General features: G+C 70.1%; 22 protein-coding genes. 15 read left to right on the forward strand and 7 right to left on the reverse strand.

Annotation, left to right across the window (positions count from 1 at the left end; all coding sequences use genetic code 11):
* Positions 1-30 precede the first annotated feature (30 nt).
* Entirely contained in the window at positions 31-1,323 is a 1,293-nt protein-coding gene (locus CHC05_RS17280) for an acetyl-CoA C-acetyltransferase (protein ID WP_089250389.1), read from the reverse strand.
* Between the two features lie 39 nt (positions 1,324-1,362).
* On the opposite strand from CHC05_RS17280, the gene CHC05_RS17285 reads away from it, so the two are divergent.
* The 6 genes from CHC05_RS17285 to CHC05_RS17310 all read left to right on the forward strand — a co-directional run bounded on the left by CHC05_RS17285 (position 1,363) and on the right by CHC05_RS17310 (position 7,623).
* Entirely contained in the window at positions 1,363-2,682 is a 1,320-nt protein-coding gene (locus CHC05_RS17285; RefSeq protein WP_089249953.1) for a 3-oxoacyl-ACP reductase, read from the forward strand.
* Positions 2,682-3,542: a MaoC/PaaZ C-terminal domain-containing protein gene (locus tag CHC05_RS17290; protein ID WP_089249956.1), complete on the forward strand. Its 861-nt coding sequence runs from the start codon at positions 2,682-2,684 to the stop codon at positions 3,540-3,542. The genes CHC05_RS17285 and CHC05_RS17290 overlap by 1 nt, the downstream gene beginning before the upstream one ends.
* A gap of 102 nt (positions 3,543-3,644) precedes the next feature.
* Complete coding sequence (locus CHC05_RS17295; RefSeq protein WP_089249958.1) at positions 3,645-4,400, forward strand: NUDIX hydrolase; 756 nt, start codon at positions 3,645-3,647, stop codon at positions 4,398-4,400.
* Complete coding sequence (locus CHC05_RS17300) at positions 4,397-5,362, forward strand: protein kinase family protein (protein WP_245870950.1); 966 nt, start codon at positions 4,397-4,399, stop codon at positions 5,360-5,362. The genes CHC05_RS17295 and CHC05_RS17300 overlap by 4 nt, the downstream gene beginning before the upstream one ends.
* Positions 5,363-5,374: 12 nt before the next feature.
* Complete coding sequence (locus CHC05_RS17305; RefSeq protein ID WP_089249962.1) at positions 5,375-6,337, forward strand: hypothetical protein; 963 nt, start codon at positions 5,375-5,377, stop codon at positions 6,335-6,337.
* Complete coding sequence (locus CHC05_RS17310; protein WP_089249964.1) at positions 6,334-7,623, forward strand: adenylosuccinate synthetase; 1,290 nt, start codon at positions 6,334-6,336, stop codon at positions 7,621-7,623. The genes CHC05_RS17305 and CHC05_RS17310 overlap by 4 nt, the downstream gene beginning before the upstream one ends.
* Here CHC05_RS17310 and CHC05_RS17315 read toward each other — a convergent pair.
* Entirely contained in the window at positions 7,562-8,206 is a 645-nt protein-coding gene (locus tag CHC05_RS17315) for a TetR/AcrR family transcriptional regulator (RefSeq protein WP_089249966.1), read from the reverse strand. The genes CHC05_RS17310 and CHC05_RS17315 overlap by 62 nt on opposite strands.
* Before the next feature lie 61 nt (positions 8,207-8,267).
* Here CHC05_RS17315 and CHC05_RS17320 point away from each other — a divergent pair, with 61 nt between their 5' ends.
* The 4 genes from CHC05_RS17320 to CHC05_RS17335 all read left to right on the forward strand — a co-directional run bounded on the left by CHC05_RS17320 (position 8,268) and on the right by CHC05_RS17335 (position 12,578).
* The gene (locus CHC05_RS17320; protein WP_089249968.1) at positions 8,268-8,720 is read left to right on the forward strand and encodes an SCP2 sterol-binding domain-containing protein; all 453 of its coding nucleotides are present in this window, start codon (positions 8,268-8,270) and stop codon (positions 8,718-8,720) included.
* 8 nt (positions 8,721-8,728) lie between these two features.
* The gene (locus CHC05_RS17325; RefSeq protein WP_089249970.1) at positions 8,729-9,943 is read left to right on the forward strand and encodes an acyl-CoA dehydrogenase family protein; all 1,215 of its coding nucleotides are present in this window, start codon (positions 8,729-8,731) and stop codon (positions 9,941-9,943) included.
* Entirely contained in the window at positions 9,940-11,439 is a 1,500-nt protein-coding gene (locus CHC05_RS17330; RefSeq protein WP_089249972.1) for an AMP-binding protein, read from the forward strand. The genes CHC05_RS17325 and CHC05_RS17330 overlap by 4 nt, the downstream gene beginning before the upstream one ends.
* Positions 11,440-11,570: 131 nt before the next feature.
* Positions 11,571-12,578 (forward strand): DUF5925 domain-containing protein, encoded by a 1,008-nt coding sequence (locus CHC05_RS17335; RefSeq protein ID WP_218824576.1) that lies wholly within the window; start codon positions 11,571-11,573, stop codon positions 12,576-12,578.
* Positions 12,579-13,366: 788 nt separating this feature from the next.
* Here the strand turns inward: CHC05_RS17335 and CHC05_RS17340 are convergent.
* Positions 13,367-13,879, reverse strand: a complete 513-nt coding sequence (locus CHC05_RS17340) for an NUDIX domain-containing protein (RefSeq protein WP_218824577.1) — start codon at positions 13,877-13,879, stop codon at positions 13,367-13,369.
* A 60-nt stretch (positions 13,880-13,939) separates the two neighbouring features.
* Between CHC05_RS17340 and CHC05_RS17345 the strand changes: the two genes are divergently transcribed.
* Positions 13,940-14,302 (forward strand): YrdB family protein, encoded by a 363-nt coding sequence (locus tag CHC05_RS17345; protein ID WP_089249976.1) that lies wholly within the window; start codon positions 13,940-13,942, stop codon positions 14,300-14,302.
* A gap of 6 nt (positions 14,303-14,308) precedes the next feature.
* Here the strand turns inward: CHC05_RS17345 and CHC05_RS17350 are convergent, their stop codons facing one another.
* Both CHC05_RS17350 and CHC05_RS17355 read right to left on the reverse strand, forming a co-directional pair.
* Complete coding sequence (locus tag CHC05_RS17350; protein WP_089249978.1) at positions 14,309-14,842, reverse strand: SRPBCC family protein; 534 nt, start codon at positions 14,840-14,842, stop codon at positions 14,309-14,311.
* Positions 14,842-15,153, reverse strand: a complete 312-nt coding sequence (locus tag CHC05_RS17355) for an ArsR/SmtB family transcription factor (RefSeq protein WP_089249980.1) — start codon at positions 15,151-15,153, stop codon at positions 14,842-14,844. Before CHC05_RS17355 ends, CHC05_RS17350 begins: the two co-directional genes overlap by 1 nt.
* Positions 15,154-15,467: 314 nt before the next feature.
* Between CHC05_RS17355 and CHC05_RS17360 the strand changes: the two genes are divergently transcribed.
* Entirely contained in the window at positions 15,468-16,214 is a 747-nt protein-coding gene (locus CHC05_RS17360; RefSeq protein ID WP_089249982.1) for an SDR family NAD(P)-dependent oxidoreductase, read from the forward strand.
* A gap of 282 nt (positions 16,215-16,496) precedes the next feature.
* On the opposite strand, the gene CHC05_RS17365 is transcribed toward CHC05_RS17360, so the two are convergent.
* On the reverse strand, positions 16,497-17,348 hold the full coding sequence (locus CHC05_RS17365) for an SDR family NAD(P)-dependent oxidoreductase (RefSeq protein ID WP_218824578.1): 852 nt from the start codon (positions 17,346-17,348) through the stop codon (positions 16,497-16,499).
* Positions 17,349-17,391: 43 nt separating this feature from the next.
* Here CHC05_RS17365 and galE point away from each other — a divergent pair, with 43 nt between their 5' ends.
* From galE to CHC05_RS17380, 3 genes are read left to right on the forward strand one after another with little or no spacing between them, the layout of a single operon-like run.
* Complete coding sequence (gene galE / locus CHC05_RS17370) at positions 17,392-18,381, forward strand: UDP-glucose 4-epimerase GalE (protein ID WP_089249984.1); 990 nt, start codon at positions 17,392-17,394, stop codon at positions 18,379-18,381.
* On the forward strand, positions 18,336-19,349 hold the full coding sequence (locus tag CHC05_RS17375) for a UDP-glucose--hexose-1-phosphate uridylyltransferase (RefSeq protein ID WP_089249986.1): 1,014 nt from the start codon (positions 18,336-18,338) through the stop codon (positions 19,347-19,349). Before galE ends, CHC05_RS17375 begins: the two co-directional genes overlap by 46 nt.
* 30 nt (positions 19,350-19,379) lie before the next feature.
* Complete coding sequence (locus CHC05_RS17380) at positions 19,380-20,300, forward strand: hypothetical protein (protein ID WP_144022636.1); 921 nt, start codon at positions 19,380-19,382, stop codon at positions 20,298-20,300.
* A 293-nt stretch (positions 20,301-20,593) separates the two neighbouring features.
* Here the strand turns inward: CHC05_RS17380 and CHC05_RS17385 are convergent, their stop codons facing one another.
* The gene (locus tag CHC05_RS17385) at positions 20,594-22,990 is read right to left on the reverse strand and encodes a galactose-binding domain-containing protein (protein ID WP_089249990.1); all 2,397 of its coding nucleotides are present in this window, start codon (positions 22,988-22,990) and stop codon (positions 20,594-20,596) included.
* Positions 22,991-23,137: the final 147 nt, after the last annotated feature.

Here is a 23,137-nt window from a genome sequence, read left to right on the forward strand (position 1 = left end):
CGCCCAGACTGTCAAACGTTCATTTGGGAGTTAGCGTTCCAGGATGGCCACCACGCCCTGGCCACCGGCGGCGCAGATGGAGATCAGGCCGCGCCCGCCGCCCTTCTCGGCCAGCAGCTTGGCCAGCGTCGCGACGATCCGCCCGCCCGTCGCCGCGAACGGGTGGCCGGCCGCGAGCGAGGAGCCGTTGACGTTGAGCTTGGCCCGATCGATCGCGCCGAGCGGGGTGTCCAGACCCAGCCGCTCCTTGCAGAACTCGGGCGACTCCCAGGCGGCGAGGGTGGCCAGCACCTGCGACGCGAACGCCTCGTGGATCTCGTAGAAGTCGAAGTCCTGCAGGCTCAGGCCGTTGCGGGCGAGCAGCCGGGGCACGGCGTACGCCGGTGCCATCAGCAGGCCTTCGTCGCCGTGCACGAAGTCGACCGCGGCCGTCTCGGCGTCGACGAAGTGCGCCAGCACCGGCAGCCGGCGCTGCTCCGCCCACTCGTCGGACGCGAGCAGCACGGTGGACGCACCGTCGGTCAACGGCGAGGAGTTGCCGGCGGTCATCGTCGCGTGCTCGGCGTCGGGACCGCGGGTGCCGAAGACCGGCCGCAGCTTGGCCAGCTTCTCCAGCGAGGTGTCGCCGCGCAGGTTCTGGTCGCGGGTCAGCCCTAGATAAGGAGTCACCAGATCGTCGAAGAAGCCCCGCTCGTACGCGGCCGCCAGCCGCTGGTGCGAGGCCAGCGCCAGCGCGTCCTGCGCCTGCCGGTCGACGTTCCAGCGCAGCGCGGTGATCGCCGCGTGGTCACCCATCGACAGCCCGGTGCGGGGCTCGGCGTTGCGCGGCGCCTCCGGCATGAACGCCTGGTGCGGCCGCAGCCGGGCGGCGGCGCGCAGCCGGGCGCCGGTCGTGCGGGCGGCGTTCATTTGCAACAGCGTGCGCCGCAGGTCCTCGTTGAGCGCGAGCGGTGCGTCGGACGTGGTGTCGACCCCGCCCGCGATGCCGGCGTCGATCTGGCCGAGCGCGATCTTGTTGGCAACCAGGATGGCCGCCTCGAGGCCGGTGCCGCAGGCCTGCTGGATGTCGTACGCCGGGGTGGTCGGGTCGAGCCGCGAGCCGAGCACCGCCTCGCGGGTCAGGTTGAAGTCACGCGAGTGCTTGAGCACCGCGCCCGCGACGAGCTCGCCGACCCGCGCGCCGGACAGCCCGAACCGGGCGATCAGCCCGTCGAGCGCCGCGGTGAGCATGTCCAGGTTGCTCGCCGCCGCATAGCGGCTGTTGGAGCGGGCGAACGGGATTCGGTTGCCGCCGACGATCGCGACTCGTCTGGTCTCCATCAGTCGCCTCCCTCCGGGGTTACCCGCAAGTAGGCTATCGCTATGAGCGACCGTTACGCGAGCTTCGCGAACTCCGGTCCCGGCCGCGCGCTGGTCAAGCGGTTGGGCCTCCCGACACCGCCGGTGCTGCGCCGCTACCACCCCGGAGATCCGCTGGTCACCGGCCCGGTCATGCTCGCCGGGGCGCCCGGCGGGCGGCTCGACGGCCCGGTGCGCAAGATGCTCACCATCGCCGGCGTCGCCCTCGACGGCGGGCCGCGCTGGTCGGCACTGGTGTTCGACGCGACCGGCATCGTCGACGCCGCGGGCCTGCACCCGCTCTACGAGTTCTTCCACGCCAACGCCCGGTCGCTGACCGCGGGCGGCCGCGTGATCGTGCTCGGCACCCCGCCGGCGGCCTGCTCCTCCCCGCGGGAGGCGACCGCACAGCGCGCGCTGGAGGGCCTGACCCGCAGCATCGGCAAGGAGTTCGGCCGGGGCATGACCGCCCAGCTGGTCTACGTCGAGCCGGGCGCCGAGGAGTTCACGGACTCGACGATGCGCTTCCTGCTCTCCGGGCGCTCGGCGTACGTGTCGGGTCAGGTCATCCGGATCGGCCAGGTGAGCTCGTCGCCGCTGACCGACTGGGACCACCCGCTGGAGGGCAAGGTCGCCCTGGTGACCGGCGCGGCCCAGGGCATCGGCGCCGCGATCGCCCGGGTGCTGGCCCGCGACTGTGCCCGGGTGGTCGTGCTCGACGTGCCGGCCGCCGGCGAAGCCCTGGCCCGCGTGGCCAACGAGATCGGCGGCCACGCGCTGCAGCTCGACCTGACCCGGCCGGACGCACCGTCCACGCTGGCCGCGCAGCTGCTGTCCCGGCACGGCAAGGTCGACATCGTGGTGCACAACGCCGGCATCACCCGCGACAAGACCATCGCCAAGATGTCGGCCGAGCAGTGGGACGCGGTGATCGACGTCAACCTGGCCAGCCAGGAGCGGATCAACGACGCGCTGATCCCGCTGCTGCCCGAGGGCGGCCGGATCATCTCGGTGTCGTCGACCAGCGGCATCGCCGGCAACCGCGGCCAGACGAACTACGCGACCTCCAAGGCCGGCGTGATCGGCCTGGTGCAGTCGATGGCCCCGATCCTCGCGCCGCAGGGTGTGACGATCAACGCGGTGGCGCCGGGCTTCATCGAGACCAGGATGACCGCCCGGATGCCGCTGGCCGCGCGCGAGGTCGGGCGCCGGATGAACAGCATGTCGCAGGGCGGCCTGCCGGTCGACGTGGCCGAGACGATCGCCTGGCTCGCCGCGCCGGGTTCGGCCGGTGTGACCGGCAACGTGGTGCGCGTCTGCGGCCAGATGTGGTTGGGTGCCTGATGTCCATCGTCGAGCTCGACGGCCCGCCGGAGCTGGGTCCGATCTACCGGCGGGCGGCGATCCGGGCGCTGCCGCGGATCGGCCTGATGCCCGGCACCGACAAGCGGCCGCCGATCGAGGTGCTGCCCGACGTCGAGCTCGTCGTGCGCGGGGTGACGGTCGATCGGAGCCACCTGGCCGACTACGACCGGGTGTGCGGGTTCCGGGTCGGTGACCAGTTGCCGGTGACGTATCCGCACGTGCTGGCAACGCCGCTGGCGATGCGGCTGATGACCAGCGCCGACTTCCCGTACCCGGTGGTCGGGTTGGTGCACGTCGCCAACAAGATCAGCGTGACCCGGCCGCTGGACGCCGCGGAGCGGTTCGACCTGTCCGTGCGGGCCGTCGACCTGCGGTCGCACGAGCGGGGCCGGCAGTTCGACCTGGTCTCGGTGGCCAGCGTCGACGGCGTCGAGGTGTGGCGGGACGTCTCGACCTATCTGCGGCGGGGCCGGTCTGCCCCTGGCTCTTCTGCGGCGGCGCGCGATGTGCCGCCACCGGCTTCCGCGACCTGGCGGGTTCCGGCCCGGGTGGGGGTCGACTACGCCCGGGTCTCCGGCGATCGCAACCCGATCCACACCTCGCGGCTGGGCGCCCGGCTGTTCGGCTTCCCGCGTCCGATCGCGCACGGCATGTGGAGCAAGGCCCGCTGCCTGGCCGCGCTCGAGGGCCGGCTGCCCGACGCGTACACGGTCGAGGTCGCCTTCAAGCGGCCGATCCTGCTGCCCGGCACCGTCGCCTTCTCGGCCACGCCCGGCGAGACCTTCGCGCTGCACGATCCGCAGACCGGCGCACCACACCTCATCGGCACCATGAGCTAACTGACACAACAGCCACGCCCTTGTCCGGCCCCACGGCCCGGGGTTATTCTCATCCTGAGTTATTCTTAGGCAGAGAAGTTCTCCGAGCGAGAAGGACAGACCGTGGTCAACGAGCAGGAGTTCCTGGCGGGGTACGACCCGCGGGCTTACCCCGCGGTGGCAGTCACGGTCGACGTGGTCGCGCTGACCATCCGCGACGGTGAGCTGCAGGTCCTGCTGATCCAGCGCGCCGCCCCGCCGTTCGCGGGCTTCTGGGCCCTGCCCGGCGGCTTCGTGCGGCCCGAGGAGGACATCGCCGTCGCCGCCCGCCGCGAGTTCGCCGAGGAGACCGGGCTGGGCGGCGAGCCGCTGCGCCGGGTCCACTTCGAGCAGCTCGCCTCGTACGGCACGCCCGACCGCGACCCACGCATGCGGATCTTCTCGATCGCCTACCTCGCCTTCGCACCCGACCTGCCCGAGCCCTCGGCCGGTTCCGACGCCGGCGACGCCGAGTGGCTGGCCGTGACCGCGCTGCCCACCCGGGAGCTGGCCTTCGACCACCGCAAGATCGTCGACGACGGGCTGGAGCGGGCCCGCTCCAAGCTCGAATACACGCCGCTCGCGACCCGGTTCGTCGGCGAGGAGTTCACCATCGCCGACCTGCGCGAGGTCTACGAGACGGTCTGGGGCCACCCGCTGCACGCCGGCAACTTCCACCGCAAGGTGCTCTCCGTGCCGGGGCTCGTCGAGGGCACCGGCGCGACCACCGAGCACGGCGGGCCGCGCGGCGGACCCCGCGCCCGCCTCTACCGGGCCGGCGACGCCAACCTGCTGCACCCCGCCCTGCTGCGCCCGGCCCGAGAGGAGACGGTCCGGTGACTACGTTGGAAGACGCGATCCGGCTGGTCAACGAGGCCGGGACCGACGAGGAACTGTTCGGTTCGGCGGACCCGCACCGTGGTTACCTGCGGCTGGCCGCGCTGCTGCACCCCGACCGGGCCGAGCCCGACGCCAAGGCGGCGGCGACCGACGCGTTCGTGATGCTCACCAACCGGTGGCGGGCCCGGGGCACGGTGGCCTTCGGCCGCTACCGGGTCGGTGCGGTGGCACACACCGGTGACCTGGCCAACCTCCACACCGTCGGCCGTGGGCTCTTCCTCAAGCAGCCCCGGCGGCCGGCCAACAACGACCTGATGGAGCGCGAGGCGACCGCGCTGCGCCGCATCGCGGAGGTGGGCGACCCGCGCTACCTGCCCTACGTGCCGCGGCTGGTGGACACGTTCCGGCACCGGGACCCGCGCAACGGGCAGGAACGCCGGGTCAACGTGCTGGGCTCCGTACCCCACCTGTTGAGCGTGGCCGAGGTGATCCGGATCCGACCGGACGGCCTGGACCCGCGCGACGCCGCCTGGATCTGGCGCCGCCTGCTGGTCGCGCTCGGGTTGGCGCACCGCGCCGGCGTGGTGCACGGTGCCGTGCTGCCCGAGCACATCCTGATCGAGACGACCGACCACGGCGTGGTGCTGGTCGACTGGTGCTACTCGGTGGTCGACGGGCTCGACCACGTGCCGGCGACGGTGCCGGCCTACGCCGACTGGTACCCACCGGAGATCCACAACCGACAGCCACCCGGGCCGGGCACCGACATCGCGATGGCCGCCCGCTCGATGATCGCGCTGATGGGTGGGTACGCCCCGGCGGCCCTGGTCGCCTTCGCCGACGGTTGCTCGCTGCCGTCGGTGCGGTCCCGGCCGGACGACGCCTGGGCGCTGCTCGCCGAACTCGACGACCTGCTCGAACGACTCTACGGCGCGCGGAAGTTCCGCCCGCTCAACCTTTAAGGAGGGCCCGACATGGGCAGCGGAGTCTGGTCAACCGACGTCTACGATGCCGCGGACCGCTACCGGCGGTCGAACGGCCACAGCGCCTTCGCCTACAGCGACAGCGGTGCGCGCACCGTCCACCACAAGCTCGACCCGCGCGGCACCGTCCGGGAGAGCCGGGACTCCCAGGAGCACCCGGACTCGCTGGCGATCGCGGTGGTCTTCGACGTCACCGGCTCCATGGGCGACATTCCCCGGGTGCTCCAGACCAAGCTGCCCAAGCTGCTCGGCCTGCTGCTGCGCAAGAACTACGCCCGCGACCCGCAGATCCTCTTCGGTGCGGTCGGCGACGCCACCTGCGACCGCGTGCCCCTGCAGATCGGTCAGTTCGAGTCCGACAACCGGATGGACGACGACCTCAGCCGGATCGTGCTCGAAGGTGGCGGCGGCGGCCAGATGACCGAGTCGTACGAGCTGGCCCTCTACTACCTGGCCCGGCACACCGAGCTGGACTGCTTCACCAAGCGCGGGCGGCGCGGCTACCTGTTCGTGATCGGCGACGAGCTCGCGTACGACCGGGTCAAGGCCCGCGAGGTGCGCAACGTGTGCGGCGACGACCTGAGCGAGGACATCCCGGTGCGCCGCATCGTCTCGGAGGTGCGCCGCAAGTTCGACACCTATTACCTGCTGCCGCGGGGCAGCAACTACGCCGGCAACACCAAGGTGCTCGACTTCTGGCGAGGGCTGCTCGGCCAGAACGCGGTCGAGCTCGACGACCCGGACGCGGTCTGCGAGACGATCGCCCTGCTGGTCGGGCTCGGCGAGGCCGCCATCGACCTGGAGGGCGGGTTGGCCGACCTGGCAGAGGTGGGTCTGCGCGCCGAGTCCGTCTCCACGGCGTTGGAGCCGGTTGACCAGGGACGCGGTCGGGTGCTGGCCACCTGGGGCCTGCCGACCACGCTCCAGGGCGACGACCGGATCAGCCGGCTATGAACCACGTGCTGGTAGCCGACCTGGGATACGGCGACGCGGGCAAGGGGACCGTCGTCGACTGGTTGTGCGCGAAGGGAATTGACGGCCGTCCGGTTGCCGCAGTGGTGCGGTACAACGGGGGCGGGCAGGCCGGCCACAGTGTCGTCCTGCCTGACGGACGGCGTCATGTCTTCGCTCAGTTCGGCTCCGGCACGTTGCGTGGCGTGCACACGCACCTGTCGCGGTTCATGGTGGTCGACCCCTTGGCGCTCGTCGTCGAGGCCGACCACCTGGCCGACATCGGGGTGCCGGACGCGTTCGACCGCCTCACGGTCGAGGGCGACGCGCTGCTCGCCACGCCTTACCACCGGGCCGCCAACCGCGCCCGGGAGATAGCCCGTGGGGCCCACCGGCATGGGTCCTGCGGCAAGGGGGTGGGCGAGGCTATGGGGTACGCGCTCGCCCACCCCGCCGACGCGCCCCGGGTAGCCGACACACTGGCGCCCGGGGTGCTCGGCGCGAAGCTGGCGGTGCTGCGGGACCGGCTGCTCGACGAGCTCGGCCCGCTCGAGGTGCCACCGGTCGACGCGACGGTCCGGGCGTTCAGCGCGTTCGCCGCGCGGGTGCCCATCGTCACGCGGGGCTTCCTCGGCAACCTGCTGGCCGTCGGCCCGGTGGTTTTCGAGGGAGCCCAGGGTGTGCTGCTCGACGAGTGGCACGGCTTCCACCCGTACACGACGTGGAGCACGACGACGTTCGACAACGCGGAGACGCTGCTGGGCGAGGCGGGTCACGGCGGCAGCGCGACGCGGCTGGGCGTGCTGCGGATCGTGACCACCCGCCACGGAAACGGCCCGCTGGTGACCGAGGACCCGGCGCTGCCGTTGACAGACCCGAACAACCCGACCAACCGGTGGCAGGGTCGCTTCCGGTTCGGGCACTTCGACGCGGTGGCGCACCGGTACGCGGTGGACGTGACCGGCGGTGTCGACGGGATCGCGCTGACGCATCTCGACATCGCCTCGCCGGCGCTGAAGTTCTGCGCCGCCTACGACTGGACCGACCGGTTGCTGCCCGGGCAGGTCGGCAACCTGAGCCGGCAGGAGGCACTGACCCGGCGGCTGTTCAGCACGCGGCCGCGTTACTCCTCCGCGCCGGTCGACTGGCCGGGCGCGGTGTCCGCGGCGCTCGACGTGCCGGTGGTGGTGACCTCGCACGGCCCGACGGCCGACGCCAAGCAGGTGCTCAGGCCGAACTGGGCTGCCAGAGCTCACCCCGCAACAGCTGGCGTGCGCCAAGCCAGCTGAAGTTCATCAGTCGCGCGGCCGAGTGGTCGGGGTCGGCCTCGGGGTGGTCGGCCAGCCAGTCGGCGATCGACTCGGCCGCGCCGACCAGGGCGTACGCGCTGGCGGTCAGGTCCTCGTCGCGGGCTGTTCTGCCCTGGCTCTCCACTGCCCTCTTGAGCATGCCGGCGACGACCTCGACGATGCGGGTGCGCAGGGCCGCGAGGTCGTACGACGGCCCGCTCCTGGCCTGGCGGTAGAGCACGGCCCAGCCGTCGCGGTGGGCGCCGACGAAGCCGAAGAAGCCGCGCAGGCCGCGCCAGAGCTGCTCGTCGGCGGGCAGGTCGTCGGCCACGACCGCCACGATCGACTCCAGCAGGCGGGTGCCCTCGCGGTGGACGCAGGCGCGGAACAGGTCGTCCTTGCTGCCGAGGTACGCGTACACCATGGGCTTGGAGATCCCGGCCTCTTCGGCGATCTCGTCCATGCTCGCGTCGTGGAAGCCGCGACGCGAGAAGACCCGCACGGCCGCGTCGAGCATCTGCTGCTCTCGCACCGCACGGGGAAGGCGCTTGAAGGTCGGCCCGCCTGGCACGCTTGCCAGCATATCTACCCCTGCGTAAGGTTACTCCGCAGTAGGTTACTTACTTTGAAGGGGTTACGCCGCGATGTCTGACTTTGATCCGGCCCAGTTCGCCTCGGTCGGCCCCAAGGAGTTCGCGCAGCTGGTCAAGTCCACCCCCGACGCGAAGATCGCCGAGATCATGTCGAGCGACGCCCGGGGCAAGGTGCTCGACCAGGTCTTCGAGCGGTTCCCGGCGCTGTTCCGCGCCGACCGCGCCGGCTCGACCAACGCGGTGATCCACTGGACGATCACGGGCCGTCCCGACGGTGGCGACGACACCTACGAGGTCGTCATCGAAGACGGCGCCTGCACCGTGTCCTCCTCGGCGGAGCGCGACCCCCGCCTGGCGCTGACCATGGGTCCGGTCGACTTTCTGAAGATCGTTTCTGGCAGCGGCAACCCGGTGATGATGTTCATGACCGGCAAGCTCAAGGCCAAGGGTGACCTGGGCCTGGCCGCCAACATCGCCAACCTTTTTGACATCCCCAAGGCCTGAGGCCTTTCGTGGCTGAGTTCTCGCTTGATCTGAACGAGGAACAGCGCGATCTACGCGACTGGGTGCACGGCTTCGCCGCCGACGTCGTGCGCCCGGCCGCCGCCGAATGGGACGCCCGCGAAGAGGCTCCCTGGCCGGTGATCCAGGAGGCGGCCAAGGTCGGCCTCTACGGTTTCGAGTTTCTGGCCAACACCTGGGCCGACCCGACGGGGCTGTCGCTGCCTATCGCTAGCGAAGAGCTCTTCTGGGGCGACGCCGGGATCGGGCTGGCCATCATGGGCACGTCGTTGGCTGTCGCGGCGATATATGGTTCGGGTACGCCGGACCAGCTCGTCGAGTGGGTGCCGCAGTGTTTCGGGTCGGTCTCCTCGCCGGCGGTGGCGGCGTTCTGTTCTACGGAGCCGGATGCTGGCTCTGATGTCGGGGCTATGCGTACGCGGGCTGTTTTTGATGCCGCCTCGGACGAGTGGGTCCTTTCTGGACAGAAGGCCTATGCCACCAATGGCGGGATCGCTGGTGTGCATGTCGTGACCGCCTCGGTGGATCCCGCTCTGGGGTCCCGTGGGCAGGCGGCGTTCGTGGTGCCGCCGGGGACGCCTGGGCTGGCTTCGTCGCGGAAGCTTTCCAAGTTGGGGCTGCGGGCTTCGCACACGGCTGACGTGTTTCTTGATGATGTGCGGGTGCCGGGGTCGTGTCTGCTCGGCGGGCGTGATGCGTTGGAGGCCCGGCTGTCTCGGGCCCGGTCGGGGCAACGGTCTTCTTCTTCGGCGGCCATGCGAACGTTCGAGACCACTCGGCCGACGGTGGGCGCGCAGGCGCTGGGTGTGGCTCGGGCCGCCTACGAGTACGCGCTTTCGTACGCCAAGGAGCGGGTGCAGTTCGGTCGGCCGATCATCGAGAACCAGGCGGTGGCGTTCGCGCTGGCCGACATGCGCACCGACATCGACGCCGCGCGGCTGCTGGTCTGGCGGGCCGCGTGGATGGGGCGCAACAACCGGCCGTTCACGGCGGGCGAGGGTTCGATGTCCAAGCTGCGGGCCGGTGAGGTCGCGGTGTCCGTGACCGAGCGGGCCGTCCAGATCCTCGGCGGCGCCGGCTATCTGCGGGACCACCCGGTCGAGCGCTGGTACCGGGACGCCAAGATCTACACCATCTTCGAGGGCACCTCCGAGATCCAGCGGTTGGTGGTCTCCCGAGCGATCTCGGGCCACCAGATCCGGTGACCGCGGCCCACGCCGTCCTTACCCTCGCGCGGCGTGGGCTCCTCAACCCGGGCTCGCCCCTTCGGGTCGCTCGCCAGATCTCTGTGTTGCGCCACTGGGGGTACGGCCTCGGCGGCTCGCTGCTGTCGGCGGCCGCGCGGTCGCCTTCGCGGGTCGCGCTGATCGATTCCTCGGGGTCTCTCAGTTACGCGGCGTTGAGCTCTTCGGCTTTGGCGATGGCTGGTGCGCTGCGGTCGTCGCAGGGCATGGGGCCGGGCGACCGGGTCGGGGTGTTGTTCGACAACGGCCGCGACTTCGTGGTGTCGGTGGCGGCGCTGTCGTTGCTCGGCGCGGACGCGGTGCTGATCAATACTGGGTTCTCGCCGACGCAGGTGGCCGCCGTGGTTCGGGATCACGGGCTGCGACTCGTACTGGATGCGCCGTCTTTGCCGCTGCTGCCTTTGCCTTTGTCTTTGCCCTTGTTGCCGCCTGGGCGGCCCGGGCGGACGGTGGTGTTGACGTCCGGCACGACCGGGACGCCGAAGGGTGCGCGGCGGCCGCATCCTGGTGGACCTGGTCCGCTGGCGGCCATCCTCGACCGGATCCCGGTGCGGGCCGGCTCGCGGATGTTCATCGCGGCGCCGCTGTTCCACACCTGGGGCTATGCGTCCCTGCAGCTCGCGATCGGGCTGCGGGCGACGGTCGTGCTGTCGCCGCGGTTCTCGCCGGCCTCCGCCGCGTCGCTCGTGCGTTCGCATGGTTGTTCGTCGGTTTTCGCGGTGCCGGTGATGCTCTCGCGCCTACTCGAGGCCGGGTGTGCGCTGCCCGGGGTCCGGGTGGTGGCGGTGAGCGGGTCGGCGTTGCCGGGAGACCTGGCGACGCGGTTCATGTCGGTCCACGGCAAGGTGCTCTACAACTTGTACGGGTCGACCGAGGTGTCATGGGCATCGGTGGCCACGCCGGCCGAACTTCTTCGATCGCCCGGCACGGCGGGCCGCCCACCGCGCGGGACGCGCCTGATGGTGCTGTCCCCGTCGGGCTCCCCGGTGCCGCCGGGCATCGTCGGCCGAATCTTCGTAGGCAACTCGATGCTGTTCGAGGGCTATACCGGGGGCGACCTCCCTGCGCCGGCAGCGGTCGACGGGCTGCTAGCCACCGGTGATCTCGGGAGGTTGGACGACTCGGGGCTGCTGACGGTCGTGGGGCGAGCGGACGACATGGTCATCTCCGGCGGCGAGAACGTGTTCCCGTCAGCGGTCGAAGACCTGTTGGCGAGGCTGGACGGGGTGCGCGAGGCCGCGGTGGTCGGCGTCCCGGACCCCGAGTTCGGCGAGCGACTGGCAGCGTTCGTGGTGCGCTCACCTGGTGCGACGCTGTCGGCCAACGACGTACGCGATCATGTGCGGCGCCTGGGTGCGAGATTCGCAGTGCCACGCGACGTCCATTTCGTGCCGTCCCTGCCCCGAACGACCACAGGAAAGATCATCAAGCGGTCGCTGGGCGAACTCGACCGGTAGCGCTGTCTGCTTACGTTGAACTACTCTGGGTAGTCATCCCGGCGCCTCCGTGCCTCCTGGTGACGCGACAAGTGCCACAGTCCGCGCATAACGGGTGGACGATCGTCGCCGAGAGTAGTCACTATCGGTGCATGCTCGATGGCCGAATGCCCAGCGGCGGAGCCGGCGACCACACCGGCCCCTTGGGCCGCATCCTGCACTTCGACGACATGGACGTGCCGTCCGACGTCGTCGACGCCTTGGCGCTGTCCAGCTTCGTCTCCGGCGACCAGCCCTGGGCGCGGACCAAGCGCCTCGACCGCGTACGCGCCGAGGCGACGCTGCTCCCCGCCAACGCGCAGCTGGCCCGGGTAGCGGTCGACGAGGGCCGCGACGCCCGGCTGGCGACCGGCGACGGCTGGACGGTCCGGGCGGTCCGCTGGCGCACCGGTGGCGCGTCCATCACGGTCACCGCGGTCTCCGAGGAACTGGCGGAGTCGATCCTCGCCGAGTGCACCGCGGGCGCGACCGAACCCCCGATGGTCGACACCCGCGAGGTCGAGATCGGCTTCTGGCACCAGTCACAGATGGGCCCGACCCGTACCGCCCGCAACGTGGCCTGCGACGAATGGCCCTCGATCCGCGAGAACTACGAGACGACCGCCGGCGAGGCGATCGACCGCCTGGCCGAGGTCACCCCCGAGACCGTCAACGGCCGGCTGCTGATCATGCACGGCAGCCCCGGCACCGGCAAGACCACTGCCCTGCGCGCACTGGCCCGCGCCTGGCGCGACTGGTGCCAGGTTGACGTCGTGATCGACCCGCAGCAGCTGTTCACCGACCCCGGCTACCTGGCGAAGGTGGCAGCCGGCGGCCCAACCGACAGCCGCCGCTGGCGGCTGCTGCTGCTGGAGGACAGCGACGACCTGATCCGCGCCGACGGCCTCACCGCCAACACCCAACAGCTGTCGCGCCTGCTGAACCTCACCGACGGCCTACTCGGCCAGGGCGGCAACGTGATCGTCGCGGTGACCACCAACGAGAAGATCGGCCGCCTCCACCCCGCGGTGCTGCGCCCGGGCCGCTGCGCTGCATGGCCCAGATCGAGGTCGGCCCCCTGCCGTACGAACAGGCCACCGCCTGGCTGGGCTCCTCGGTAGGCGTCGGCGCCTACGGCGCGACCCTGGCCGAACTGCTGGCCCTACGCGACGGCCGCCCCTCAGTCGCAACGCCACCATCGTCGGTCACGAGCGGCTTCTACCTCTAACAGACCCGTCACCACCGGCGCCCGCACCAGAGCCGAACAGCGAACCGCTCAGCCGCTGCGTCAGCCCAGGCAGGCCCGAACAACGTCCATGCCACCCAACGCTGCACCACGATTGGCAGTCAAGACCGCCGCGTCAGCAACTGGCAGGCTCGACTGACGTCAATGCCCACCCCGCACCGTCTCCATCGGCGTCCGCACAACCCCGGAGCAGCGAACCGCTGAGCAGCTGCCGCGTCAGCCCACGCGGGCGCGAACAACGTCCATGCCACCCAACGCCGCACGACGATCGGCATTCGAGGCCGCCGCGTCAGCAACTGGCGAGCTCGACTGACGCCGATCCCCCCGGCACCGCACGACGATCGACACGTCAGACCACTGCATCAGCCACAGGCAGACCCAGCCGACGCCGAAACCCACCCTGCACCGCACCACGATCGACAGCTCGGCCGTCGTGATCCGGGCCGCGAGGACGGTGTCGTCGCCGACAAACCGCGCCGCTCGCCACCGTCAACGCCAGCGCGGCCGCCAGACCACCGCGTCAAGCACAGGCGGACCCGAACAACCCATCCCGCCCAACCCCGCACGACGACCGACGCTAAGACCACCGTCTCAGCCTGAGACTGCCACCGACTGCGCCCCGATCCCCGTACGTCGGGACAAGCCGGCGGCGATGCCGTCGGGTCAGTCCGTCAGACCTAGCTTGCGCAGGAACCGACCGAAATGCGGATCGAATCGGTTGGGGTCGGCGTCGCGTAGCTCTTGCGCGGACCACCACCGCGTCCCGGTGAACTCTCGATCGTCCGCGACGAGTCGGTGCTTCTTGTCGACGTCGACCGGATACCACAGGCTCACGTCGGTATGCCCCCGATCGATCCCGACCGTCGTGGTGACGGTGATGAAGAGCGGTTCGCCCACCACCACCTCGAGCCCGAGCTCCTCGAACCCCTCCCGGCGCGCTGTCTCGGCCGGGTCTTCGCCGGGTTCGACGTGCCCGCCCGGCGGCAGCCATAGCCCGGCGTTGACGTGGTCGACCAGGAGCACGCTGCCGTCGCTCCGATCGACCGGCACGACATACGAAACCAGATGCCGCGGCGGCGTATCCGGCTTGATGCGCCGATAGACATCGCTGGTGCCGGCCAGCCACGCGAGCGTGTCGGCCCGGTGCTCGGCCTCGACCGCGTCAGCCGTGGTCATTCCCTCAACAAGATCTAAAACGCGAAGCGCACTCATCGTCGCCATTATCGTGGAGCGACCATGAAGGCCACCGCCCTGCTCCTCCGTTTCCTGCTCGAACTGGCCGCCCTGGCCGCGATCGGCTACGGCGGCTGGAGCATCGCGGACCCGATCTGGGCCCGTGCACTACTGGCCGCCGCACTCGTGGCAACGGCCGTCGCAGTCTGGTCGCGCTGGGTGGCTCCACGCGCCGCCCACAAGCTTCCCGATCCCCAACGCCTCCTTCCTAAATGGCTCGTCTTCGGCGGCGCCAGCGCCGCGCTGGTGGCGACAGGTCACTGGCTGCTCGGCGTCATCCTCGCGGTGCTCGCCGCCGCCGACCGGCTGGCGTTGTGGCGCCTCGGCGCGGACACCGGCGGCGAATCCCTGACTCCGCGGGCTTAGCGCCCCTCACCGTTCTTCGACATCGAGCTTGGTGGCGTAGGCGTCACGAAGGCTCTCCCAGCCGTACGCCCGCGCCGCGTCGCCACGGATGGGGCCGATCGGGTTCTCCCCCATCAGGTGGTCGGCGACATCCAGGCAGATGTGCCAACCGGCGGCCACCTGGGCGATCCACGACGGGTCTGCCAGGGTGTGGTGAAGCGTGAGCCGGGAGCCGTCGCCGGTCGGCGCCAAATCCCATCGCAGGACATCGGCACCCCAGGTGTAGGTCAGCGACCGTTCCGGATCGACCTCGGTCACCTCGACGGCGATGTCGCTGCGCTCGTCGCCGTCGATCATCGTCAGCGTGGCCGGGCCAAGCGTGGCCAGGTCACGGTCGGCCGTGTACGGCGCCCACTCGCCGAGGTCCGCGGGTGCCGTCAGGGCGCGCCACACCCGTGCGGGCGGGTGGGGGAAGGCGCGCACGAAGACGAGCGTCCAGCGACCGTCGATCGCCTGCTCGGCGCGCACGTCTGCCAGCGGGCCGGGTTCGTACGTTTCCATCACCGCTCCATCGTGTCGAGGTGTCGTGCCAGCTTGTCGAAGTGCTTCGTCCACAGCAGACGGTAAGGCGCGAGCCACTCGTCCAAGACCGCGAACTGCGCCGGCTCGACGTGGTAAATACGTTGCTGCGCCGCGACCCGAGACGAGACGAACCCGGCCTCGCGGAGCACCTTGAGATGCTTGGACACCGTCGGTTGGCTGATCGTCAGGGCGGCGACGAGCTCGCCGACGCTGCGATCGGCGTCGCGTAGCTCATCGAGGATGCGTCGGCGAGCAGGCTCGGCCAGAACGGCAAAGGCGTCAACGGGCACGCCGCCTAATATGGCCCCTTAGGAATATGTCTGTCAAGGCATACGCACAGCTCAAGAGTCACTACTGCAGTGCGCACCGAGTCACCGCGTCCCCGCAGGGACAGGCATCTTCGTCGCCTGCCGACTGCGGGTTGGGCGAGCGCTGACGCTCGCCGGACAGTTGGCAGATACCGAGGCCGCGTGTGGTCATTCATGGATGGATGGTCGCGCGGGGGTGTGACAGAAATGGCGCCGATGCGTCGCCGCGACGAAGTTTTCCACAGGCTCGTTTTTGACAACGACACCCGTCGTTCCGCGTGGTTAGAGTCATCGCCATGTCACGGGTGGTGGTAGTCAGCGGTGGGGGCACGGGCATCGGCCGAGCGGTCACGGTGTCCTGTGCGAAAGACGGCGACACGGTCGTCATCATCGGCCGACGGGCCGAAGTGCTTGCGGCGACGGCGACCGAGACCGGGGCGCATGCGATCGTCGCCGACGTCGGCGAGATAGCCGACGCGGAGCGAGCGGCCGCCGAAATCGGCGAGCGCTTCGGCCAGATCGACGTGCTGGTCAACAACGCGGGCGGCAACGCGGTGCTGGCGTTGCCCGATCCTGGTCCCACGGTCGGCCCGGTCGCACGGGCATCAGCGGCATGGACGGCCAACCTACGCTCCAATGTGTTGACCGCCGTGCACTTGACCGAAGCCCTACGCGATCTATTGGCCGATGACGCACGGGTCGTGCTGCTCAGTTCGATCGCCGCCTTCCGCGGCTCGGGCTCCGGCTCATACGGCGGCAGCAAAGCGGCCCTGCACCCATACGCGATCGACCTGGCCGCGGCCCTCGGGCCGCGCGGCATCACGGTCAACGTGGTCGCGCCGGGCTACACGACCGAAACGGAGTTCTTCGCCGACACGATGACCGCGCAACGCCACGAGACCCTGGTCGGCCAGGCCCTCAACAAGCGCGCCGGCCACGCCGACGACGTCGCCGCGACGATCCGCTGGCTGACCTCGCCCGACGCCGGCCACGTCACCGCCCAGATCATCCAAGTCAACGGAGGCGCCCTACCGGGCCGCTGAACCGCGCCGCGAGTGGGACACCGCGGGAGCCGCAGCAGGCGCTACGCGGCGAATGACGGCCCGGCAACGCCGGGCCACCAGCCGACGAGCGGCAGCCGCCGTCGTCCAGTTCGCGCCCGTCACTGATCGCCCGGCCGCCAACCCACGAGCGGCAGGCCCGTCTTCTAGCTCGGCCCGGTCGGAGATCACCCGGCACCAACCCACGAGCGGCAAACCCGCCGTCCAGCCCAGCCCCGTCGCCCATCGCCCGCCACATCGCTGCGTTGATCGACCGGGCAGGCGCTAGTCGACGACTGCGCCGCCGGAGGCGTTCAGGACCGTGCCAGTCAGGGCTCGGGCGCGGTCGGAGGCGACAAACGCGGCCAGTTCGGCGACCCGGTTGACGGTCAAGGGCTCGCCGAGCGGGCTTCCGGCGCCGGCTGCCTCGACCACCTGCTCGAACGACATGCCGAGGCGGGCCGCGGCATCGCGCCACATGCGTTCGGTCAGGGAACCGAGGCGGGTCGCTGTTTCGGGGATGCCGGTCAGCCGGAGGCAGACCACCCGGGTGCCGCGCGGGCCGAGTTCGGCGGCGAGTTGGCGGGTCATCGTCTCCACTGCCGCCGACGCGCTGCCGAATGGGCCCGTCGTCGCGACCGGCACGCGGGCCATGGGGGTCGAAAGCATGATGATCACACCGTCGGTCATGTGTACGGCGGCGGCTTTGGCGATGTTGAATGCCGCTCGCACCGCATCGGCGATGGGTTGGACGACCGTGTCCGCACTCATTTCGATCAAGGGCATTCCTTGTGCTCCGCCTTCGAGAGCGACCGCGTTGACGCAGATGTCCAGGTTGCCGACCTGAGCGGCGTACGCGTTCACCGCCGCCTCGTCGAGCACATCCAGCACCTTTGTCTCGGCCGGCTCGCGGCCGAGCGTGCCGATGTCGGCGGCCACCGCCTCGAGCGCGGGGCCAGTTCGGCCTACGAGATGGACCAGAGCACCTTGACCTGCGAAGACGCGAGCGATCTCGCCGCCGATCGCGCCGCCACCGCCGTACACGATCGCCTTTTTGTGAACGAGCATCAGCGTTCCTCCGAGCAGTATTCGTAGATCATCTCCCGCGTTACGGCGACATTTCCGGCGATTGCTCATCGCGGATGCCGCAGGGGGCTCTCGTGGCCCTAGGGTCAGACCCATGAAGTTGCTCGTGACCGGCGGAGCCGGCTATATCGGGTCTGTTGTCGTGCATCAACTGCTCGACGCCGGCCACACGGTCGAGGTCATCGACGACCTGTCGACCGGGCACGTCGGTTCGCTGCCGGGGGAGGTCATGCTGCACAAACGCGACCTCCATGAGGTCGGCGAGGTGCTGACACCCAACGCGGGATTCGACGGCGTGCTGCACTTCGCGGCCAAGATCGCCGCTGGCGAGTCGGTGGAGCGACCCGAGCTCTACTGGCACACCAACGTCGCCGGCTCGCTTGCCCTGCTCGACGCGATCCGCGTGGCCGGCGTACAACGTCTGGTGTTCAGCTCGACCGCCGCTGTCTACGGCAACCCGAGCACGCTTCCGATCACGGAGCAGGCGACGGTCGCGCCGACCAACCCGTACGGCTGGACCAAGCTCGCCGTCGACATGGCCATCGCGCACGCGGTCAAGGCGCACCAGCTCGGCGCGACCAGCCTGCGCTACTTCAACGTGGCCGGCGCCGCGCTCGACGGCCCGATCCCGCTCGGCGAATGCCACGAGCCGGAGACCCACCTGATCCCGGCCGCGCTCGAGGTGGCCGCCGGCCTGCGACCGAGCCTGCGGATCTTCGGTGGCGACTACCCGACCCGCGACGGTACGTGTGTGCGCGACTACATCCACATCGAGGACCTCGCCGCCGCGCACCTGCTCGCCCTGGAGGCAATTGACCCAGGTCGACACAAGATCTACAACTTGGGCAACGGAAAGGGCTTCTCCAACCTGCAGATCGTCGAAATGGTCCGCGCTGTGACGGGCGAGGAGGTGAAGGTCTCACCCGCTCCACGGCGCGCCGGAGACCCGGCTACGCTCATCGCGTCGTCGGTCCGGGCACGCGCTGAGCTGGGCTGGGTCGCCGCGAAGCCCGACCTGGCATCGATCGTGGGGGACGCATGGACCTTCTTCCAGACGCGCCGCATCGCCGGCTCAACCGGCTGACCGGCGAATGGGTTCTGGTCTCACCGCACCGCACGGCTCGCCCATGGCAGGGCCAGGTCGAGGAGACGACACAGGAGAAGCGCCCCGAGTACGACCCGTCCTGCTACCTGTGCCCCGGTAACACCCGCGCCGGCGGGGTCAAGACGCCGGTGTACGACTCGACGTACGTGTTCGACAACGACTTCGCCGCCCTGCTGCCCGAAGCGGCGGGCGGCGGGGTCGACGACGGCCTGTTGGTCGCGCGGCCGGAGCGCGGGCTCTGCCGGGTCGTGTGTTTCTCGCCCCGGCACGACCTGACGCTCGGCGGGATGTCGCAACCGGCGCTTCGCACGGTGGTCGACACCTGGGCAGACCAGTACGCGGAGCTCGGCGCCCTCGACTGGGTCGGGCACGTGCAGATCTTCGAGAACCGCGGCGCGATGATGGGTGCCAGCAACCCCCATCCGCACGGCCAGATCTGGGCGACCGAGAGCCTGCCCAACGAGCCGGCGAAGGAGCTCGCGCAGCAGGCGGAGTACACCGGCGACTGCCTGCTCTGCGACTATCTCGCCGCCGAGCTGGGCGACGGCTCGCGGATCGTCGACAGCAACGAGCATTTCGTCTCGCTGGTGCCGTTCTGGGCGGTGTGGCCGTTCGAGACGCTGGTGCTGCCCCGAGTTCATCACGGATCGTTGACCGATCTCGACGGTACGGACCGCGACGGGCTGGCCGACATCCTCGGCCGGGTAACCCGGCGCTACGACCGGCTGTTCGGCATCACGTTCCCGTACTCGATGGGCTTCCACCAGCGTCCGACCGACGGCGGCGACCACCCGAAGGCCCACCTGCACGCCCACTTCTACCCGCCGCTGCTGCGGTCGGCGACCGTCCGCAAGTTCATGGTCGGCTTCGAGCTGCTCGCCCAGCCGCAGCGGGACATCACGCCGGAGAGCGCGGCCCAGCGGCTGCGCGACCTCGACAGCGATTGACTTTCCCCGCGGTCGGGTAATTGACCGACCATGGGGCTCTCGGCTGACGAGCGCGCGCAACTCCGGTCCAATGTGGAGCAACGTCCGACCGCACCGATGCGGTGGATCCTGCTCGCGATGTTGGTCGGGTTCGGCGCGCTGGCGGCCATCTTCGCGGCGCGAGGTGGCACGAGCGAGCTATCCCGACCGTGGAACATCGTCCTGCCGCTGCTCCCGTTCGCGGTCCTCGTCGCGTTGTCCGCGCCGCTGCTCATCCGCGGCCATCGCCGGTCGGGCACGCCGCTGGTCGAAGGCGCCGATGCCAGGACGCGGCGGGCCGTGACCCGGGCGATCCGTGCGGGCTATGGGCCCGACTCGCGCATCGATGACCTTGTGGTCGACCTGCGTGAGCAGGGAACGGCCCGGCAGCTTGGCCTGGCCGCGACCGTCCAGGTGGTAGGGGCGCTCGGGATCGGCGCCGCGGCCGTCGTCGCCGACGAGCCGATCGCGCGTGTGCTGCTCGCGCTGGCCACCCTAGCCCTGCTGGCGTCGGCCGGTCTGCTGTTCCAGCGTCAGCGCCAACTGCTCGCCTACCGACCCACCACGGGTCCCGCGACAGACCGCAGCAACGTGCCACTTCCCACGACCGGCCACACCAACCTGCCGCGGTTGAGGCGTCCGGCGTCCACCCACGAGGACGTGCTGCCTCCGTCCACCGGCCACGACAGCGTGCCCCTGGTCACGGACTCCGCAACCGGACGCGGCAACGGACCGCCAACCGGGACCGACCACGGTGACACCCAACCGGTCGCGCGTCCCGCGACCGCCCACGAGAACGTGGCGCCTCCGGCCACGGGCCATAGCAGCGGAACGTCCGCCACTAGTTCGGCAACCGCCCTCAGCGCCGCGCCGCCAGCCGCGACCGACCAAAGCAACACAACCGTTGACGCGGACCGCGACCGCGGGCGATAACGCGGCGGCTCCCGCCGCAGACCACAGCGACGCGACAAAGCTCATAGGCTCGGCGAGGGCCCCGGTTACGCGCCGCCAGCCGCGACCGACCGCGGCAACGCCCCCACTGGCCATCCTGACCGGGATCGACCACGACAACGTGCCGCCTCCCGCCACCGACGACGGCAACCGGACGCCAGCCTCGGGTTCCGCGACCGGTCTCAGCAACAGAACGCCGACCGCGACCGACCACGGCGACGGACCGCCGGCCGCTGTGAAGGGCGATTGACAGCGGCCGGGCGGAGCTCCGGTCGTCAGCTGGCATATACCTCCAGCTCGGATAGCTGGCCTGCCGGCCAACCTGTGTTCGCGGTGATGTTGACCCGCACGTACCGGGTCGAGGACGCGGTGAAGGTGACGGTCACCGCGTTGCCGTTCGCCGGGTTGAACACCCGTCCGGCGGAACCGGAAAGGGTGCTCCAGGAGGACCCGTTGGTGCTGCCCTGGATCGACAGGGTCTGGGTGCGGGTCTGCCAGGCGGTCTGGGGCGGCAGTTTGAGCACGACCCGGCCCACCGAGGTCGCCGCGCCGAGGTCAACCTGCACCCATTGCGGGAACACGTTGTTGGGGCTCTCCCAGTAGCTGTTCGCGTTGCCGTCGACGACGTTGCCCGAGCCGTAGCTCTGTACGTGGCCGCTCTCCGCGGTCGCCTTGCCCTGGGCGAGGTTGGTGTTCGCCGGCGGCGCGTTGGTCGTCGTGGTGACCACATTGGAGGCGCCGGAGACGTTGCCGGCGTTGTCGCGGGCGACCACCGAGAAGCTGTAGCTCGTGTTCGGCGTCAGGCCAGTGACCGTGTGCGACGTGCCACTCGGCGAACCGACCACACTGCTGCCCTGCCGCACGTCATAGCCGACCACCGTGCCGTCGTCGGTCGACGCCGTCCACGACAGCGAGACACTGGTCGTGGTCTTGCCGGTCACGGTCAGGTTGCTCGGCGCGGTGGGCGGGCTGCCGGGGTTGCCGGTGCCGCCGTAGACCTCGAACTGCGCCACCTGGGCGGCCGGCCAGCCGGTGTTCCCGCTGATCGTCAGGCGGACATAGCGAGCCAGCGAGGCCAGCACCGTCAGCGTCGCGGTGTTGCCGGAAGCCGGGTTGAACGTCACCCCGGCGCTCGGCGCGAGGGTCCCCCACTGCGAGCCGTTGGTGCTGCCCTGGACCAGGATCGTCTGGGTGCGAGTCTCCCAGCCGGGCGGCAACTTGAGCACGACCTGGTTGACCTGGACGGAGCTGCCGAGATCGACCTGGAGCCACTGCGGGAACGCGTTGTTGGCGCTCTCCCAGTAGCTGCCGACGTTGGCGTCGACGACGTTGCCAGCGACGAAGCCGCCGTTCTGGGAGCTGGCCGAGGTCGGCTTGTTGAGTGCCAGGTTGCCGGTCGGCGGGGCCGGTGGGCCGGTGCCGTTGTCGGGCTGCGTGGGCCGGGTGGCGGTCAGGGCGAGCTGGCCCTTGAGCATCCGGCCGCCGTCGGCGGTGATCCGCAGGTAGTAGTCCGACGTGCAGAACGTGCCGTCCTCGTCCAAAGCCCGGATGCCAGCCCCGGCCGGCGTGGTCGCCTGCGTCTCGGAGGTCTTGGCGATCTGGTTGCCTTCGTTGTACTCGTCGAACATCGACACGTAGAGGCCAGCCGCGCCCAGCCGGATCATGTTGTAGAGATGCCGCCAGTAGAAGTCACCGTGCCGGCGATGCCCCGACGACAGGTCTCCCGGCATCACGCACGGCTGGTAGTCGATCCCGTTGGCGTTGCAGTCGGCCTGGTCCGGGACATTGACGTTCGTGTAGAACGAGTCCAGGCCCGCCAGGTCGCCGGTGCGGCCGACCATCCACGGCGAGATCATGTTGAACGCGTGGTAGACCTCGGAGAAGCCGGGACGCGAGTCGTTGATCCCCTGCCGCCAGTAGGTCGGGACCCCGCCGATCACGTAACAGCCCTGCGCCTTGAACCAGTTGACGACATCGAGGCAGGCGGCGGGTGCGAACGGGCGCCCGTCGTCGTTGAAGCCGAAGCCCCAGATGCAGACGACCGGTTTGCCGTTCTGCCGGGCGTACGCGGCCGACGCGGTATGTGCCGACATCTTGGTGGACCAGTCGGTCTTGATCTGCGACTGCATGCTGGTCCAGCTCGTGACGTCGTACATGATGTAGAACTTGCGCCCGTACTTCTCGGCCGCGGCGCGTACCTTCTGCGCCATCGTGTCGCGGGTCGGGCCCTCGTCGCCGAACGGGTTGAAGCGCTGCAGCGCGGCGGTGTCGCAGTTGTACTGCTGCATCCACTTGAAATGCGTGTCGACCGTCTGGTCGTCGTACGACGAGAACAACTGCGCCGGCTGCCCATTGCCCAGATTCGGGTACGCGGTCGAATAACCACTCGTGTACTCGCGCATGTCCGGCCACGACACGATCGTCGTGTTCGACGGCGACGGCGGCTGGAACCGGTCCCGCGACCAATGCCACCACCCACCGATCGGCGCACCGTCACCCGGACAGGCGAACCACCCCTGATAGCCGACAGAGACCTTGCCAACCACGTCACCCGGCGGGCTCGCCGCGCTGGCCGGACTGGCCAGGACGGCAGCCAGTTCGGTGGTGGAGACGGCGGCCAGGGCGGACCCGGCGGCCACTGAGGTCACGAATCTTCGGCGCGAGACCGCCATGTCTACCGCTCCTTGGGGGGTCGGGACGGATCGACGGTCATCGTCGCAGGACACGACGCGATCACGCAATACTCGTACGCTTTCTTGCAATGTCTTGACAGCCGGCGCGCAAGAATCGACAGCTAGCCATCGGACCGCATGGCGATC

Origin of the sequence: Asanoa hainanensis, from assembly GCF_900188485.1 — a bacterium.
Lineage (GTDB): Bacteria > Actinomycetota > Actinomycetes > Mycobacteriales > Micromonosporaceae > Asanoa > Asanoa hainanensis.

Excerpts from the sequence above, each read along its gene's own strand:
- CHC05_RS17285 (WP_089249953.1), top strand. The coding sequence starts at position 1,363 with ATGAGCGACCGTTACGCGAGCTTCGCGAACTCCGGTCCCGGCCGCGCG.
- CHC05_RS17290 (WP_089249956.1), top strand. The coding sequence starts at position 2,682 with ATGTCCATCGTCGAGCTCGACGGCCCGCCGGAGCTGGGTCCGATCTAC.
- CHC05_RS17305 (WP_089249962.1), top strand. The coding sequence starts at position 5,375 with ATGGGCAGCGGAGTCTGGTCAACCGACGTCTACGATGCCGCGGACCGC.
- CHC05_RS17310 (WP_089249964.1), top strand. The coding sequence starts at position 6,334 with ATGAACCACGTGCTGGTAGCCGACCTGGGATACGGCGACGCGGGCAAG.
- CHC05_RS17315 (WP_089249966.1), bottom strand. The coding sequence starts at position 8,206 with ATGCTGGCAAGCGTGCCAGGCGGGCCGACCTTCAAGCGCCTTCCCCGT.
- CHC05_RS17320 (WP_089249968.1), top strand. The coding sequence starts at position 8,268 with ATGTCTGACTTTGATCCGGCCCAGTTCGCCTCGGTCGGCCCCAAGGAG.
- CHC05_RS17335 (WP_218824576.1), top strand. The coding sequence starts at position 11,571 with ATGCTCGATGGCCGAATGCCCAGCGGCGGAGCCGGCGACCACACCGGC.
- CHC05_RS17340 (WP_218824577.1), bottom strand. The coding sequence starts at position 13,879 with ATGACCACGGCTGACGCGGTCGAGGCCGAGCACCGGGCCGACACGCTC.
- CHC05_RS17345 (WP_089249976.1), top strand. The coding sequence starts at position 13,940 with ATGAAGGCCACCGCCCTGCTCCTCCGTTTCCTGCTCGAACTGGCCGCC.
- CHC05_RS17350 (WP_089249978.1), bottom strand. The coding sequence starts at position 14,842 with ATGGAAACGTACGAACCCGGCCCGCTGGCAGACGTGCGCGCCGAGCAG.
- CHC05_RS17360 (WP_089249982.1), top strand. The coding sequence starts at position 15,468 with ATGTCACGGGTGGTGGTAGTCAGCGGTGGGGGCACGGGCATCGGCCGA.
- CHC05_RS17365 (WP_218824578.1), bottom strand. The coding sequence starts at position 17,348 with ATGAGCAATCGCCGGAAATGTCGCCGTAACGCGGGAGATGATCTACGA.
- galE (WP_089249984.1), top strand. The coding sequence starts at position 17,392 with ATGAAGTTGCTCGTGACCGGCGGAGCCGGCTATATCGGGTCTGTTGTC.
- CHC05_RS17375 (WP_089249986.1), top strand. The coding sequence starts at position 18,336 with ATGGACCTTCTTCCAGACGCGCCGCATCGCCGGCTCAACCGGCTGACC.
- CHC05_RS17380 (WP_144022636.1), top strand. The coding sequence starts at position 19,380 with ATGGGGCTCTCGGCTGACGAGCGCGCGCAACTCCGGTCCAATGTGGAG.
- CHC05_RS17385 (WP_089249990.1), bottom strand. The coding sequence starts at position 22,990 with ATGGCGGTCTCGCGCCGAAGATTCGTGACCTCAGTGGCCGCCGGGTCC.